We start from the raw sequence: 14,712 nt of genomic DNA on the forward strand, positions 1-14,712 counted from the left end.
GGGGACAGCGGGGAAATTTTTCAAGCGGAGGCGGCGATGGCCGCCTCCATTTGTTCAGAAAGTAATCTTGTGGCGACCGGCCAGCGAGTGGGACAGCGTGGTGCCGTCGACCATCTCCAGCTCGCCGCCCACCGGCACGCCGTGGGCGATTCGGCTGGCGTCGACGCCATACTGCGCGCACAGCTCTGCGATGTAGTTGGCCGTCGCCTCGCCCTCAACGGTCGGGTTGGTGGCAAGGATCACCTCGGTGATCGACTCCGCTTCCAGCCGTTGTTCCAGGCGATCGAGCCCGATGTCGTCAGGCCCGATGCCGTCGAGCGGCGACAGGTGCCCCATCAGCACGAAGTAGCGGCCGGAATACTGCCCGGTCTGCTCAATGGCGTAGATGTCCGCCGGACTCTCCACCACGCAGATTTGGCCGTTTTCCTGGCGACGCGGGTTGCTGCAGATATTGCACACCTCCTGCTCGGTGAAGGTGCGGCAATCGGCGCAGTGGCCGATCTCCGACATCGCGCGCGTCAGCGCCTGCGCCAGACGCATCCCGCCGCTGCGATCGCGCTGCAGCAGGGTAAACGCCATGCGCTGCGCGGACTTCGGGCCGACGCCCGGCAGACAGCGCAGCGCTTCCATAAGCTGAGTTAACAGCGGGCTGGTTTGCATCAGAACGGCATCTTGAAGCCTGGCGGCAGCTGCATACCGGCAGAGACGGAAGCCATCTTCTCTTTCTGGGTCTCTTCGATACGGCGCGCGGCGTCGTTGAACGCGGCAGCCACCAGATCTTCCAGCATCTCTTTGTCATCTTCCAGCAGGCTTGGGTCGATCTCCACGCGGCGGCAGTTGTGCGCGCCGTTGATGGTCACTTTCACCAGACCCGCGCCGGACTCGCCGGTCACTTCCAGCTGAGCGATCTCTTCCTGCATCTTCTGCATTTTGTCTTGCATCTGCTGGGCCTGCTTCATCAGGTTACCCAGGCCGCCTTTTCCACCAAACATAGGCTTCTCTCTCAGTCAGTCATCATTAAAGGTACTGACTGCAAGTCAAACTTGCAGTCAAATGGGGCGGATACTCTCTTCATCCAGATCGGCGTCGAAGAAACGACGCAGGGTCTGAATGTTATTATCCGCAATAATCGCGTCGCGCGCCTGCGCGAGCTTCTCTTCATAAATAGCCTGCCGCCACTCCAGCGGCGTGCGCATCGCGGGATTATCGTCTTCCACGATGGTCAATTCAACCGGCGTACCGTACAACACCCCCAGCGCTTCAGCCAGCTTTTGCTGCGCGCCGGCGGAATTGAGGTGGCGCTGACTGGGGCGCAGATGCAGACAGACGCGATTGCCCTCCTGCTCTTTCCACGCGTTGAGCGCCACCTGCTCGACCAGCTTCGGTACCGCCAGCTGGCTCACTTCCGCCGCCCAGCTGTCGCGCTCGACCGCTTCAACGGCAAGCTTAGCCGCCAGCTCCGGCGTTTTTTCATGCTCCAGCGCTTTTTTCAGCGCTTTAGGCGTGGCGACTTCGACTTTGGTCTCTTCAACCACCGTCGTCGCCTTCCAGCGATAGGCCTCTTTCTTCGCCGGGGCCTGCTCCAGCGCCGCCGCGGCCGGACGAGCCTGGACGCGCTCGGTAATCGAACTCAGTCGCTCCAGCGCAGCGTTATTCACCGGCCGCGCGCGGGAAGCGGCTGCCGGTTCACTCTTTTTTGGGGTGGTTGCTCCCTGGCTGCGCTGCAGGTGGCTGCGGGCCGCCAGCACCTGGCTGGTGGTCGGCGGCAAACTCTGCGACGGCTGCGGCGGCGGCGCTGCGGGGGAAACCTGCTGGCGCGGCGCGGGCGCGGCGGCCAGTGCCGGCTGCACCTCCGGCTCGGGCAGCGGCTTACGCGGATGAAACGCCAGGGCGCGCAGCAGCGTCATTTCGACGCCCATCCGCCGGTCCGGGGCATAGGGCAGCTCTTTGCGGCCAATCAGCAGCGTTTGGTAGTAGAGCTGAACGTCGCCCGGCGGTACGGTGCGCGCCAGTTCGCGCATTCGCACTTCGACCGCGGCCATGTCGGCGCCCAGCGCCGAAGGGGACAGCTGAACCATGGCGATGCGGTGCAGCAGGCTCTGCATCTCCACCAGCAGCGCCTCCCATTCAACGCCGCGCGCGGCGGCGTCATTGACGCCCGCCATGACCCGCTCGCCATCGGCGGCGACCAGGGCTTCAATCAGCGACAGCGCCTGATCGTCATCGAGGGTGCCGAGCATGGCGCTCACCGACGCCGCCGTCAGTTGCCCTTCTCCACTGGCAATAGCCTGATCGGTCAGACTTAAGGCATCACGCAGGCTGCCGTCGGCGGCGCGCGACAGAAGCTGCAGCGCGCGGGGCTCGAAGGCAATCTGCTCTTCGCCAAGAATATGCTCCAGCTGATGGCGGATCTGTTCAACGTCCAGCGCCTTCAGGTGGAACTGCAGGCAGCGGGATAAGATCGTCACCGGCAGCTTCTGCGGATCCGTCGTCGCCAGCAGGAATTTGACGTGCGCCGGCGGCTCCTCCAGTGTCTTTAATAACGCGTTGAAGCTGTGGCGCGACAGCATATGGACTTCGTCGATGAGATAGACCTTAAAGCGGCCGCGGGCCGGCGCGTACTGGACGTTATCCAGCAGGTCGCGAGTATCTTCGACTTTGGTTCGCGAGGCGGCGTCAATCTCAATCAGATCGACAAAGCGCCCCTGTTCTATTTCCCGGCAGTTATCACACACGCCGCAGGGGGTGGCGGTGATGCCGGTTTCACAGTTTAACCCTTTCGCCAGCAGGCGGGCGATGGATGTCTTACCGACCCCGCGGGTACCGGAAAAGAGATAAGCGTGATGAATGCGCCCTAACGACAAGCCGTTCGCCAGTGCGGTCAGCACATGTTCCTGGCCGACGACGTCAGCAAAGGTTTGTGGGCGCCATTTACGGGCTAAGACCTGATAACTCATGGGCTGGCTCTGAAACGCTGGAAGGTGAAATCACGAAGGGGTCATGCTATCACAGCCCCGCCCGATCGGCGAGGCTATGTGGAGGGATTTGCTTAGTGGCCCGGGAACGGCACCAGACTGTAGCAGTGGACCCCCAGCTTCTCCAGGCGCTGTTCGCCGCCCAGATCGAAGAGATTGATAATGAAAGCGGCATCCTGTACTTCGCCGCCGAGACGGCGGATCAGTTTGACCGTCGCGTCGATGGTTCCGCCGGTCGCCAGCAGATCGTCCACCACCAGCACTTTGTCGCCCGGTTTGATGGCGTCAACGTGGATCTCCAGCTGATCGGTGCCGTACTCCAGCTCATAGCTCTCAGCGATGGTTTCACGCGGCAACTTACGCGGCTTGCGTACCGGAACAAAGCCCACGCCCAGCGCCAGCGCAACCGGTGCGCCGAAAAGGAAGCCACGCGCCTCAGTCCCTACCACTTTGGTAATTCCCGCGTCTTTGTAGCGCTCGGTCAGCAATTCAATGCTGAGCGCGTAAGCTTTCGGGTCTTCCAGTAAACTGGTGACATCGCGGAAAAGAATGCCAGGTTTTGGATAATCCTCGATACTCTGGATGCTGTTCTTCAGATATTCAAGCTGCTGTGCAGTTGCGGTCATAAGTGTATGCCTGATTGAAACGGTGTTACCCACGGGCGTGCAAAAGGGGCCAAAGAAACATTTGTTTAACCTTTGACCAGGCTTACCCGCGCTCGAAAACGCCAGAATTTACTGGCTGTCAGCAACAATTGCAACAGGCATTATTGCGCATCAGTGCTTTTGTTGCTTTGCGTCAACCACCGGAATGCGCCACATAAAGATCAGCAGACAGGCCAGAATGACCAACAGCATGATGCGCACCCACGTAAGCTTAACCAGCCACAGTGAAATAGCAAAAGTCGCCACGATCATGGCAATGGCGCGCGGTTTGGCGCCGCGGGGCATGGCGCGGTACTGCTGCCAGTGGCGAAGATAGCCGCCGAACCATGAGCGATACAGCAGCCACTGGTGAAAGCGCGGCGATGAGCGGGCAAAGCACCAAGCGGCGAGCAGAATAAACGGCGTCGTCGGCAGCAACGGTAAGAAAACGCCCAGCGTACCCAGCGCTACCGCCAGCCAGCCGATAATGGTTAAAATAACAGGTGGCATAATGCGAATCGTTATCAAACAGATACGGCTACTGTAGCACAGTTGGCTGATGGAAAATGGAGGGGGTGGGTGAAAACAGCTCAACTTTTACAAACGCTGGACAATCAGCTCAGCGAGCTGGCCGCGCTGGTGGCGCCGCTGGCGGAGCACGCGACCCTCAGCCCGCGCTTTGACCGCCAGCTCTTTCACACCCGCAGCACGCTGATGCAGGCCTATCTGGCGGAAGCCCAACACAACTTCAGCCAGCTCCGCCAGGCCGTCGAGCGCCAGCAGTTGCCGCAGGTAGCCTGGATCGCCGAGCGGCTGGCGGCGCAAATCGCCGCGCTGCGTCGCGAAACCGCCACCTGGTCGCTGCGCAGTTGGGACCATGCCTCGCCAACGCTGAGCCGCTGGCAGCGCCGTCGCCTGCAGCATCAGGAGTATGAGCGCCGCCTGCTGGCGATGCGCGACCAACGCCAGCGCCAGCTGACGCAGGCTACCAGCCTTGACGAGCAGCAGCGGCTGGCCAGCGAAGTCGAGGTCTACAGCGGACGGCTGGCGCGCTGTCGACAGGCGCTGGACAAGATTGAAAACGTACTGACGCGGCTGACGCGCTAACAGGAGAGTCCGATGTCGCTGGAAAAAGCCCCCGATGAGGTCAAACTGGCCGTCGATTTAATCATGTTGCTGGAGTCGCATCAGATCCCGGCGCAAACGGTGCTGGACGCGCTGGAAATTGTCAGGCGGGATTATGCAAACAAGTTAAAAAACGCGGAAAGCGCCTCGCAAACGCCGCAGAAGTAAGATGTTGCCCACGACGACGTGCTGGCAGAGTGGTCCTCTGCGCATGACGCCGATGGAGGCAATATTGATGGAAAAGGTCAGTCAAACCCCGCACGATGCGGTTTTTCGCCAGATGCTGATGCATCAGGCGGTGGCGAAGGATTTCCTGCAGCTGTATCTGCCCGCGCCGTTTCTGGCAATTTGCGAGCTGGATTCACTGCAGCTGGTCTCCGGTAGCTTTGTTGAAGAGGACCTGCGCGCCAGCTATTCCGATATCCTTTACTCACTGCGCACCCGCCACGGACCGGGCTATGTTTACGCGCTGATTGAGCACCAGAGTACCCCGGACAAGCTGATGGCGTTTCGCCTGCTGCGCTACGCGCTGGCCGCCATGCAGCGTCATCTGGACGCTGGCCACGACACGCTGCCGCTGGTGGTGCCAATTCTGTTTTATCACGGCAAGGTCAGCCCCTGGCCCTGGCCCCGCAACTGGCAACAGCTATTCGCCGAACCGGCGCTGGCGAAGGCGCTCTATAGCGGTGATTTTCCGCTGGTGGACCTCACCGTTATGCCAGATAATCAGATCGTCCGTCATCGGCGTATGGCCATGCTGGAGCTGTTGCAAAAGCATATCCGCCATCGCGATCTGGCCGAGCTGCAGGTGCCGCTGATTGCGCTGATGACGCAAGGCTATCTGACAGAGGCGCAGTTAAATACGCTGCTGCGCTATATGTTGCAGGCGGGTACCACGGAACATCCGGGGGCGCTGATCCGCGCGCTGGCGGCGCAGTCGCCCAGACATAAGGAGCTGATGATGACCATTGCCGAATGGCTGGAAGAGAAAGGCCGTAAACAGGGGCAGCAGGAGGGCGAGCAGGAAGGTCGAGAAGCCGCCACTCGCAGCATCGCCGCCAGAATGCTGGCGCGCGGCCTCGAACGTCAAATCGTGCGGGAACTCACCGGGCTTAGCGACGAAGAGCTCGCCGCGCTGACGCCCTGATGCAGCAGGGGCGGCTTTGCGCCGCCCCTTTTCAGTTAAGACGCGACGGAGGGAGCTAAATCGTCACCCTTTCCGTCCCGCTTCACTTCCGTGACCTCGTCGCCCTTTTCATTTCGCAGATGGACTTCCAGCTGGTTAAAGGCAATGTTGATGTCATTCTCCCGGCACAGACGGTCGATGGCGCGGTTGAGCTCATCCACCGTGTAGCTGCGATCGCGCAGTTCACGGACATACAGACGCAGTTCATGATCCAGGGTACTGGCCCCGAAGGTGGTGAAGAAGACCGCTGGCGCTGGCTCCTGCATCACTTTCGGATGATCGTGCGCGACCTTCAGGAGCACCTCCTTCACCTTATCCAGATCGGAACCGTAGGCGACGCCGAGGCGGATCACCACGCGGGTCACGGTGTCGGAGAGCGACCAGTTGATCAAGCGCTCGGTAACGAACGCCTTGTTCGGGATGATCACCTCTTTGCGATCGAAGTCGGTGATGGTGGTGGCGCGAATACGGATTTTGCTTACCGTACCGGAGAAGGTGCCGATAGTCACCGTATCCCCAATGCGCACCGGACGTTCGAACAGAATAATCAGGCCGGAGACGAAGTTACCGAAGATCTCCTGCAGACCAAAACCTAAACCAACCGACAGCGCGGCCGCCAGCCATTGCAGTTTATCCCATGAGACGCCCAGCGACCCGAATACCGTCATCGCCCCGATGGCGATAATCGCATAGTTAAGAATGGTGGTAATGGCGTAGGAAGTCCCCTGGCGCATGTTGAGCCGCGACAGGACCAGCACCTCCAGCAGCCCCGGCAGGTTGCGGATCAGCGCCCAGGCAACCATCGACGCCACAATGGCAAACAGCAGGCTGCCCATCGTGACGCTGCGCACCACGCTGGCCCCTGCCTCGGTGCCGTTGTAATGCCAGAGGGTAATGCTGTCGAGATAGGCGAAAACGGTGATCAAATCCGACCAAATCGCCCAGAACATGACCGCGAACAGCGCGATCATCACCAGCATGGTGATGCGTAACGTCTGCTGGTTGACCTGCTCGAGGGCGATAGTCGGCTCCTCCTGCGGCTCGGCGCCTTCCGCGCCCTCCTTCACCAGATGCTGACGGCGCGCCAGCGCCCGGCGCCAGGCGATGCGCCGCGCCGCCACGCTCAGGCCGCGCAGCACAGTCTGGTACAGCAGGTTCCAGATCATGACCAGATAGACGGTCTCGATCCAGCGTCCCGCCAGGCGCAGCGTGGTGTAGAAGTAGCCGGTCGCCGTTAGCACCATCAGGGCCACCGGAACGATAGACAGCACTGTGATCGTCAGCAGGCGCAGGCTGTGCGACTCTTTATCGCGCCAGCTTTCCCGGCACATCGGCCAGACCAGCACCGCTATCAGCAGTAAGTTGAAGAAAATCACCAGCTGCCCCAGCACGTCGTCCATCAGGTTCAGCGGCGACAGCTCGGAAATCACCGACCAGAAATTCAGCGGCAGCAGCGCCAGGCTGACGCGAACAATCTGCCGCCGCCAGTGGCTGGTCAATTGCGCCGGCATATTAAAGTGGCTGACCGCTACGCCGTTCTTTTCCAGCACTTTCCAGCACAGGCCAAACACCAGCCAGAACATCGCCAGCTTTTTACTGTATGCCCACAGTAGAGCACTGATATTGAGCTGCATGGTGAGTAAGATCAGGCCAATCGCCAGAATCACCAGCACCACTGGTAAGGCGCGGATCAGGTCGATAAGGATCGCCTTCGGCGTATGCAGTTGGGTATCATTGCGCAGCTGGCCTACCTGGGAAGCAAGCTTTGCCTGATAATCCTTGAGCCACTGCAAACGCCAGCGGATCAGGCCGGCAATCAGCAGCAGCGGCAATCCGGCAAGAAAAGCGACAAACACCGCCGGCCACGCTTTTTCCCAGTTCACGGTGATTTTCATCGCCTTAAACTGACCTTTCAGCGCTTCCGGGAAGGCCTTAATCCACTCCCAGTCCATCGGTTTATTGCTGTTCACCCAGAAAATTTGCTGGGTCAGAATTTCTTTCAGGCTGCTCGAGACGCTCATCAGCTGCTGCTGGTTGATCTGCAGGTTGATGGCCATCATCAGCTGATTCCCCAGCTGTTTATTGAACTGGTCGAGCAGCTCCCGGCGCATGTCGATCACTTCCAGCAGCGCGGCGTGCACTTCATCGTTTACTTCAGCGCTGTGCCCCTCTTCCAGCTTAGCGACATAGGCATCGCTCTGGAACAGCGCGTCGCGTTTCTGATTCACCTCGAACTGTTCGAGCCGCAGATCGGCAATGCGATTGGTCATATCCTGCAGCTCATCCGCCGACGGCAGAGTCTGCTGCTGCTGGTAGAGAATGCGCGACAGCAGCAGGCTGCCCTTGAGCACAGAAATTTGCTCTTTAATATCCCGTTCAGACTGCAGGGCGCGGTCGAGCCAGTTCTTCACCTGAATATTGCGCTGCACCAGCTGGTTGCCGTTCTCCGTCGCCTGAATCAGCTTCTCGCTCAGCTGGTGGTTGATATCCAGCTCCTGCTTGACCAGCGGGTTGGCCTGAATACGCGCCGTTTCGTCGGGCGTGACCGCCTCCTGGGCGGTTTTCTCAGTCAGGGTCAGCCGCTTGCTGTTCACCGCCTCCTGCAGCAGCTGCAGCTGATGCTCCAGCCGGTTGCTCCAGGCGGTGACGTAGTCACGCTGCTTCTGCAGGGTATCCTGCAGCACCGTATTGCCTTCGAGGCTCTTGCGCTGCTGCTCGATCTGCGCGTTAAGCAACGCCTGCTGGGCCTGCAGCAGCACCTGCTGGGTCGGACGCAGAGTCTCATCCCCCACCGAGGTGCCATTCAGACGATTGCGGATCTGCTGCAGCTGCTGGGAGGCTTTGTACATCGCATTTTGCACGCGTTCCGGCTGCGTTTGCAGGGAAACCAACTGGCTGTTGTAGGTCGCCAGATCGTTTTGCGCATTCTGCAGATCGTCCAGCGTTTGGGTGACGCGTGATTCCAGCTGACGCAGGGAGAGCGTGCTCAGCGTTTTGCGCGTCGCATCGTCGTTCGGGACATCGCTCAGATTGTTAAGGCTGTCCACCGCCTGGCGCAGCTTCGCCGGGGCTTGCTCGACCTGCTGGCGGAGCTGCGTCGTCTCGCTCTTGATGCGATCGATTTTATCCAGCGTTTCCAGGGTCTGGGTCAAATCCTGCTGGACCAGTTTATCCTGCGGAGTCAGTTCTTTTTGCTTGTTTAATGTATTGAGCTGACTCTGCACCTCCGCCCGGTCAGGGAGGTCCGCGGCGCGGCCCTGAACTGGACTGAAAAGGCCAATAAAACAGAGCAGTATAATGATAAAGATGAACGTGGCGCGTTGCCTGGAGATCGTGTGCAGCATAGTTAATATGAATGAATGCAAATGCCGGAGAATACCGGGGGTCGTCGCAAGCGCGAAGAATAGCACTTCTCATCGCTGGCGAATAGCGGCGGACGGCGCTATAAATTCACGTCCCCCCGCGCGCGACGTTTACGCTGACAGGTTCTCCGGGCCGCGCAGCGTGGGGCAGAACTGATACATCTCCAGCAGGATGGCAACATAGTCGCGCGCTTCCGCATGCAGGTCGAACGAGTCGGGGGCAAACAGCCAGTTCTCCATCAGGCCGGAAAGATAGCTGCGCATTAAAATCGCCGCTCGCCGGGTGAGTAAATTGGCGGGCAACAGCTTCGCGGCGATGCACTCTTTCAAGGTCTGCTCGATGCGCTCGTAGCTCGCCAGGGATAACTGCCGCTGGGCCTGCTGCACCACGGTCATTTCACCGACGAATTCGCACTTATGGAAGATAATCTCCATCATCAACCGACGGCGCTCCTCTGTCACCGTCGCTTCAAGAACATAGACTAATATCTCCCTGATAACTGAGAGTGGATCGTTAGGGAATTTTGCCCGATACTCAATTTCGAGATCGCTAATACTGGCGTCTGACAGCTCCCAAATTTCGTTGAATAAATCTGATTTATTCTTGAAATGCCAGTAGATAGCCCCCCTCGTTACACCCGCAGCTTTTGCAATTGTTGCCAACGAGGTAGATGATACGCCTTGCTGCGAAAACAGACGCAGAGCAACATCCAGAATCAGTTGCCGGGTTTCACGTGCCTGTTGTTTGGTTTTTCGTGCCATAGGTTAATGACTTTACAGAGGTTACGTTTACATACATTTGTGAATGTATGTACCATAGCACGACCATAATAGAAAGACTGTAGTGGGTTTGTGGTTGTTTGAGCCACTGAACATTTTGAAATTGGACACTCGAGGTTTACATATGAACAAAAACAGAGGGTTAACGCCTCTGGCGGTCGTTCTGATGCTCTCAGGCAGCTTAGCGCTAACAGGATGTGACGATAAACCGGCTCAACAGGGAGCCCAGCACATGCCGGAAGTCGGTATTGTGACGCTCAAATCCGCACCTCTACAAATGACCACCGAACTGCCAGGCCGCACCAGCGCCTATCGCATTGCGGAAGTCCGCCCTCAGGTCAGTGGCATTATTTTGAAACGTAACTTCGTCGAAGGTAGCGATATCCAGGCCGGCGTCTCCCTGTATCAGATCGATCCAGCCACCTATCAGGCCAGCTATGACAGCGCCAAAGGCGACCTGGCAAAAGCCCAGGCGGCGGCAAACATGGATCAACTGACGGTCAAGCGTTATCAGAAACTGTTAGGCACTAAGTATATCAGTCAACAAGACTACGATACCGCCGTCGCAACGGCGCAGCAGAGCAATGCGGCCGTGGTCGCGGCGAAAGCGGCCGTGGAAACCGCGCGCATCAATCTGGCCTACACCAAAGTCACCTCGCCGATCAGCGGCCGCATTGGTAAATCCGCGGTGACCGAAGGGGCGCTGGTGCAGAATGGTCAGTCAACCGCTCTGGCAACCGTTCAGCAGCTGGATCCGATCTATGTTGACGTCACCCAGTCGAGCAATGATTTCCTGCGCCTGAAACAGGAGCTGGCCGATGGCCGTCTGAAACAGGAAAACGGTAAAGCGAAAGTGGAGCTGGTGACTAACGACGGTCTTAAGTATCCGCAGTCCGGCACCCTGGAGTTCTCGGATGTGACTGTCGACCAGACCACCGGCTCTATCACGCTGCGCGCCATTTTCCCCAACCCGGATCACACCCTGTTACCGGGGATGTTTGTCCGCGCGCGTCTGGAAGAAGGGGTTAACCCTGACGCCCTGCTGGTGCCGCAACAGGGCGTGACCCGTACGCCGCGCGGTGACGCCAGCGTCATGGTAGTGGGTGAAGGCGATAAGGTCGAAGTCCGCCAGGTCACTGCTTCTCAAGCGATTGGCGATAAATGGCTGGTCACTGACGGTCTGAAATCCGGCGATCGCGTTATCGTCACCGGCCTGCAAAAAATCAAACCAGGCGTGCAGGTAAAAGCGCAGGAAGTAGCTTCTGATGATAAACAGCAAGCCGCAGGCAACGCGCCATCAGAACAAACCAAGTCTTAACTTAAACAGGAGCCGTTAAGACATGCCTAATTTCTTTATCGATCGCCCCATATTTGCATGGGTGATCGCCATCATCATCATGCTGGCTGGGGGATTATCGATCCTCAAATTGCCGGTGGCGCAATATCCGACGATTGCGCCGCCAGCAATTTCCATTACCGCCATGTACCCTGGTGCTGACGCCGAAACCGTGCAGAACACCGTGACTCAGGTTATCGAACAGAATATGAACGGTATCGATCACCTGATGTACATGTCCTCGAATGGCGACTCCACCGGTACGGCGACCATCACCCTGACCTTCGAATCCGGTACCGATCCGGACATCGCCCAGGTTCAGGTTCAGAACAAGCTGGCCCTGGCCACCCCTCTGCTGCCGCAAGAAGTACAGCAGCAAGGGATCAGCGTTGAGAAAGCGTCCAGCAGCTTCCTGATGGTTGTCGGCGTCATTAACACCAACGGCACCATGAACCAGGACGACATTTCGGACTACGTGGCGGCCAACATGAAGGACCCGATCAGCCGTACCAGCGGCGTCGGCGACGTTCAGCTGTTCGGTTCCCAGTACGCGATGCGTATCTGGATGGATCCGAATAAACTGAATAACTTCCAGCTCACGCCGGTGGACGTGATCAGCGCGCTGAAAGCGCAGAACGCCCAGGTAGCCGCTGGTCAGTTAGGCGGTACGCCGCCGGTGAAAGGCCAGCAGCTCAACGCCTCCATCGTCGCGCAGACGCGTCTGACCAATACGGAAGAGTTTGGCAACATCCTGCTGAAGGTGAACCAGGATGGTTCCCAGGTTCGTCTGCGTGATGTCGCCAAAATTGAACTGGGTGGCGAAAGCTATGACGTGGTGGCGAAGTATAACGGCCAGCCTGCGTCCGGTCTGGGTATTAAACTGGCTACCGGCGCGAACGCGCTGGATACCGCCAACGCGATCCGCGCTGAACTGGCGAAGATGGAGCCGTTTTTCCCGTCGGGGATGAAAATCGTTTACCCGTATGACACCACCCCGTTCGTGAAAATCTCTATTCACGAAGTGGTTAAAACGCTGGTGGAAGCGATCATCCTGGTCTTCCTGGTGATGTATCTGTTCCTGCAGAACTTCCGCGCCACCCTGATCCCGACCATCGCGGTGCCGGTGGTCCTGTTAGGGACCTTCGCGGTGCTGGCGGCGTTTGGCTTCTCGATAAACACCCTGACGATGTTCGGGATGGTGCTCGCCATCGGCCTGCTGGTGGATGACGCCATCGTGGTGGTCGAGAACGTCGAGCGCGTCATGGCCGAAGAAGGCCTGCCGCCGAAAGAAGCGACGCGTAAATCGATGGGGCAGATTCAGGGCGCGCTGGTAGGTATCGCCATGGTGCTGTCGGCGGTATTTATCCCGATGGCGTTCTTCGGCGGCTCAACCGGGGCCATCTATCGCCAGTTCTCCATCACCATCGTTTCCGCGATGGCGCTATCGGTACTGGTCGCGCTGATCCTGACGCCGGCGCTGTGCGCCACGATGCTGAAGCCTATTCAGAAAGGCAGCCATGGCGCGACCACGGGTTTCTTCGGCTGGTTTAACCACATGTTCGATAAGAGCACGCACCATTACACCGACAGCGTGGGCAACATTCTGCGCAGCACCGGTCGTTATCTGGTGCTGTATCTGATCATCGTGGTGGGTATGGCGTGGCTGTTCGTTCGTCTGCCGAGCTCGTTCCTGCCGGACGAAGACCAGGGGGTGTTCCTGAGTATGGCCCAGCTGCCTGCCGGCGCCACCCAAGAGCGCACGCAGAAAGTGCTGGATGAGATGACGAATTACTATCTCACCAAAGAGAAGGACAACGTGGAATCCGTGTTTGCGGTTAACGGCTTCGGCTTCGCCGGCCGCGGCCAGAACACCGGTATCGCGTTCGTCTCGCTGAAAGACTGGAGTCAGCGTCCAGGCGACGAAAACAAAGTTGAAGCGATCACCGGTCGGGCGATGGGCTACTTCTCGCAGATTAAAGACGCGATGGTCTTCGCCTTTAACCTGCCGGCTATCGTTGAACTGGGTACCGCGACCGGCTTTGACTTCCAGCTGATTGACCAGGGCGGCCTGGGACACGAAAAACTGACCCAGGCACGTAACCAGCTGTTTGGCATGGTGGCGCAGCATCCTGACGTGCTGACCGGCGTGCGTCCTAACGGTCTGGAAGATACACCGCAGTTCAAAGTCGATATCGATCAGGAAAAAGCCCAGGCGCTGGGCGTCTCCATCAGCGACATTAACACCACGCTGGGCGCCGCCTGGGGCGGAAGCTATGTCAACGACTTTATCGACCGCGGCCGCGTGAAGAAAGTGTACATCATGTCCGAAGCGAAATACCGTATGCTGCCGGAAGACATCGGCAAGTGGTATGTTCGCGGCAGTGATGGTCAGATGGTGCCGTTCTCCGCCTTCTCCACCTCGCGTTGGGAATACGGTTCGCCGCGTCTGGAACGCTACAACGGTCTGCCATCAATGGAAATTCTTGGCCAGGCAGCGCCAGGCAAGAGTACCGGTGAGGCGATGAGCCTGATGGAAGAGCTGGCGGGTAAACTGCCGTCGGGTATTGGCTACGACTGGACCGGGATGTCTTATCAGGAGCGGCTGTCCGGTAACCAGGCCCCTGCTCTGTATGCCATCTCGCTGATTGTCGTCTTCCTGTGTCTGGCAGCGCTGTATGAGAGCTGGTCGATTCCGTTCTCGGTCATGCTGGTCGTACCGTTGGGTGTGGTCGGCGCGCTGTTAGCCGCCACCTTCCGCGGTTTAACCAATGACGTTTACTTCCAGGTCGGCCTGTTGACCACCATCGGCCTGTCGGCGAAGAACGCGATACTGATCGTTGAATTCGCCAAAGACCTGATGGAGAAAGAGGGCAAAGGGCTGATTGAGGCGACGCTTGAAGCGGTACGTATGCGTCTGCGTCCGATCCTGATGACCTCCCTGGCGTTTATCCTTGGGGTTATGCCGCTGGTTATCAGCTCCGGAGCGGGCTCCGGTGCGCAGAACGCCGTAGGTACAGGCGTAATGGGCGGGATGGTGACCGCGACGATCCTGGCAATCTTCTTCGTGCCGGTGTTCTTTGTGGTGGTGCGACGCCGCTTTAGTAAGAAATCGGAAGATATTGAGCACAGCCATCAGGTTGAGCATCATTAATCTGCACTGATGAACAAAGGGCCGCTACTGCGGCCCTTTTTTTGATCATTACCCACAGGGCACATATTGCCATTGTTTATTTTTCGCGCTGCATTTAATATATATTGATGTGTTCCCGGCTATATCTATCACGCTGTTTAGCCCTTAGGATCT

Annotated in this window: 12 protein-coding genes and 1 other annotated feature; of the genes, 5 read left to right on the top strand and 7 right to left on the bottom strand. The window is 58.5% G+C overall.

Features of this window, described 5'->3' with window-relative positions:
- Positions 1 to 54: 54 nt before the first annotated feature.
- The 5 genes from recR to LGM20_RS19535 all read right to left on the bottom strand — a co-directional run bounded on the left by recR (position 55) and on the right by LGM20_RS19535 (position 4,129).
- On the bottom strand, positions 55 to 660 hold the full coding sequence (gene recR, locus LGM20_RS19515; RefSeq protein ID WP_002892177.1) for a recombination mediator RecR: 606 nt from the start codon (positions 658 to 660) through the stop codon (positions 55 to 57).
- On the bottom strand, positions 660 to 992 hold the full coding sequence (locus LGM20_RS19520; protein WP_008805448.1) for a YbaB/EbfC family nucleoid-associated protein: 333 nt from the start codon (positions 990 to 992) through the stop codon (positions 660 to 662). Before LGM20_RS19520 ends, recR begins: the two co-directional genes overlap by 1 nt.
- 57 nt (positions 993 to 1,049) lie before the next feature.
- Entirely contained in the window at positions 1,050 to 2,957 is a 1,908-nt protein-coding gene (gene dnaX, locus LGM20_RS19525; protein ID WP_044521306.1) for a DNA polymerase III subunit gamma/tau, read from the bottom strand.
- Positions 1,653 to 1,717, bottom strand: a sequence feature (DnaX frameshifting element). Its footprint overlaps the gene before it by 65 nt.
- 92 nt (positions 2,958 to 3,049) lie before the next feature.
- Complete coding sequence (apt, locus tag LGM20_RS19530) at positions 3,050 to 3,601, bottom strand: adenine phosphoribosyltransferase (protein WP_023288650.1); 552 nt, start codon at positions 3,599 to 3,601, stop codon at positions 3,050 to 3,052.
- A 150-nt stretch (positions 3,602 to 3,751) separates the two neighbouring features.
- Positions 3,752 to 4,129 carry a DUF454 family protein gene (locus LGM20_RS19535; protein ID WP_004204740.1) on the bottom strand — a complete coding sequence of 126 codons (378 nt, stop codon included), beginning with the start codon at positions 4,127 to 4,129 and terminating at the stop codon, positions 3,752 to 3,754.
- A 69-nt stretch (positions 4,130 to 4,198) separates the two neighbouring features.
- Between LGM20_RS19535 and priC the strand changes: the two genes are divergently transcribed.
- From priC to LGM20_RS19550, 3 genes are all read left to right on the top strand, one after another.
- Positions 4,199 to 4,726 carry a primosomal replication protein N'' gene (priC, locus tag LGM20_RS19540; RefSeq protein ID WP_044521305.1) on the top strand — a complete coding sequence of 176 codons (528 nt, stop codon included), beginning with the start codon at positions 4,199 to 4,201 and terminating at the stop codon, positions 4,724 to 4,726.
- Positions 4,727 to 4,738: 12 nt separating this feature from the next.
- Positions 4,739 to 4,912 carry a pleiotropic regulatory protein RsmS gene (gene rsmS, locus LGM20_RS19545; RefSeq protein WP_044521303.1) on the top strand — a complete coding sequence of 58 codons (174 nt, stop codon included), beginning with the start codon at positions 4,739 to 4,741 and terminating at the stop codon, positions 4,910 to 4,912.
- Positions 4,913 to 4,979: 67 nt separating this feature from the next.
- A complete protein-coding gene (locus LGM20_RS19550; protein WP_044521300.1) occupies positions 4,980 to 5,891 on the top strand; it encodes an Rpn family recombination-promoting nuclease/putative transposase in 912 nt (303 codons plus the stop codon).
- A 35-nt stretch (positions 5,892 to 5,926) separates the two neighbouring features.
- Here LGM20_RS19550 and mscK read toward each other — a convergent pair whose 3' ends face one another.
- Positions 5,927 to 9,274: a mechanosensitive channel MscK gene (mscK, locus tag LGM20_RS19555; RefSeq protein ID WP_044521298.1), complete on the bottom strand. Its 3,348-nt coding sequence runs from the start codon at positions 9,272 to 9,274 to the stop codon at positions 5,927 to 5,929.
- A 129-nt stretch (positions 9,275 to 9,403) separates the two neighbouring features.
- The gene (gene acrR, locus LGM20_RS19560; RefSeq protein ID WP_023288646.1) at positions 9,404 to 10,054 is read right to left on the bottom strand and encodes a multidrug efflux transporter transcriptional repressor AcrR; all 651 of its coding nucleotides are present in this window, start codon (positions 10,052 to 10,054) and stop codon (positions 9,404 to 9,406) included.
- Between the two features lie 142 nt (positions 10,055 to 10,196).
- Between acrR and acrA the strand changes: the two genes are divergently transcribed.
- Both acrA and acrB read left to right on the top strand, forming a co-directional pair.
- Positions 10,197 to 11,390, top strand: coding sequence for a multidrug efflux RND transporter periplasmic adaptor subunit AcrA (gene acrA, locus LGM20_RS19565; protein ID WP_023288645.1), 1,194 nt, complete (start codon positions 10,197 to 10,199; stop codon positions 11,388 to 11,390).
- A gap of 22 nt (positions 11,391 to 11,412) precedes the next feature.
- On the top strand, positions 11,413 to 14,559 hold the full coding sequence (acrB, locus tag LGM20_RS19570; RefSeq protein WP_044521296.1) for a multidrug efflux RND transporter permease subunit AcrB: 3,147 nt from the start codon (positions 11,413 to 11,415) through the stop codon (positions 14,557 to 14,559).
- Positions 14,560 to 14,712 lie beyond the last annotated feature (153 nt).

This window comes from Klebsiella quasipneumoniae subsp. quasipneumoniae (assembly GCF_020525925.1).
Lineage (GTDB): Bacteria > Pseudomonadota > Gammaproteobacteria > Enterobacterales > Enterobacteriaceae > Klebsiella > Klebsiella quasipneumoniae.

What these genes read in the sequence shown, in the direction of transcription:
- recR (WP_002892177.1), bottom strand. Translation starts at nt 660, where the DNA reads ATGCAAACCAGCCCGCTGTTAACTCAGCTTATGGAAGCGCTGCGCTGT.
- LGM20_RS19520 (WP_008805448.1), bottom strand. Translation starts at nt 992, where the DNA reads ATGTTTGGTGGAAAAGGCGGCCTGGGTAACCTGATGAAGCAGGCCCAG.
- dnaX (WP_044521306.1), bottom strand. Translation starts at nt 2,957, where the DNA reads ATGAGTTATCAGGTCTTAGCCCGTAAATGGCGCCCACAAACCTTTGCT.
- apt (WP_023288650.1), bottom strand. Translation starts at nt 3,601, where the DNA reads ATGACCGCAACTGCACAGCAGCTTGAATATCTGAAGAACAGCATCCAG.
- LGM20_RS19535 (WP_004204740.1), bottom strand. Translation starts at nt 4,129, where the DNA reads ATGCCACCTGTTATTTTAACCATTATCGGCTGGCTGGCGGTAGCGCTG.
- rsmS (WP_044521303.1), top strand. Translation starts at nt 4,739, where the DNA reads ATGTCGCTGGAAAAAGCCCCCGATGAGGTCAAACTGGCCGTCGATTTA.
- LGM20_RS19550 (WP_044521300.1), top strand. Translation starts at nt 4,980, where the DNA reads ATGGAAAAGGTCAGTCAAACCCCGCACGATGCGGTTTTTCGCCAGATG.
- mscK (WP_044521298.1), bottom strand. Translation starts at nt 9,274, where the DNA reads ATGCTGCACACGATCTCCAGGCAACGCGCCACGTTCATCTTTATCATT.
- acrR (WP_023288646.1), bottom strand. Translation starts at nt 10,054, where the DNA reads ATGGCACGAAAAACCAAACAACAGGCACGTGAAACCCGGCAACTGATT.
- acrA (WP_023288645.1), top strand. Translation starts at nt 10,197, where the DNA reads ATGAACAAAAACAGAGGGTTAACGCCTCTGGCGGTCGTTCTGATGCTC.
- acrB (WP_044521296.1), top strand. Translation starts at nt 11,413, where the DNA reads ATGCCTAATTTCTTTATCGATCGCCCCATATTTGCATGGGTGATCGCC.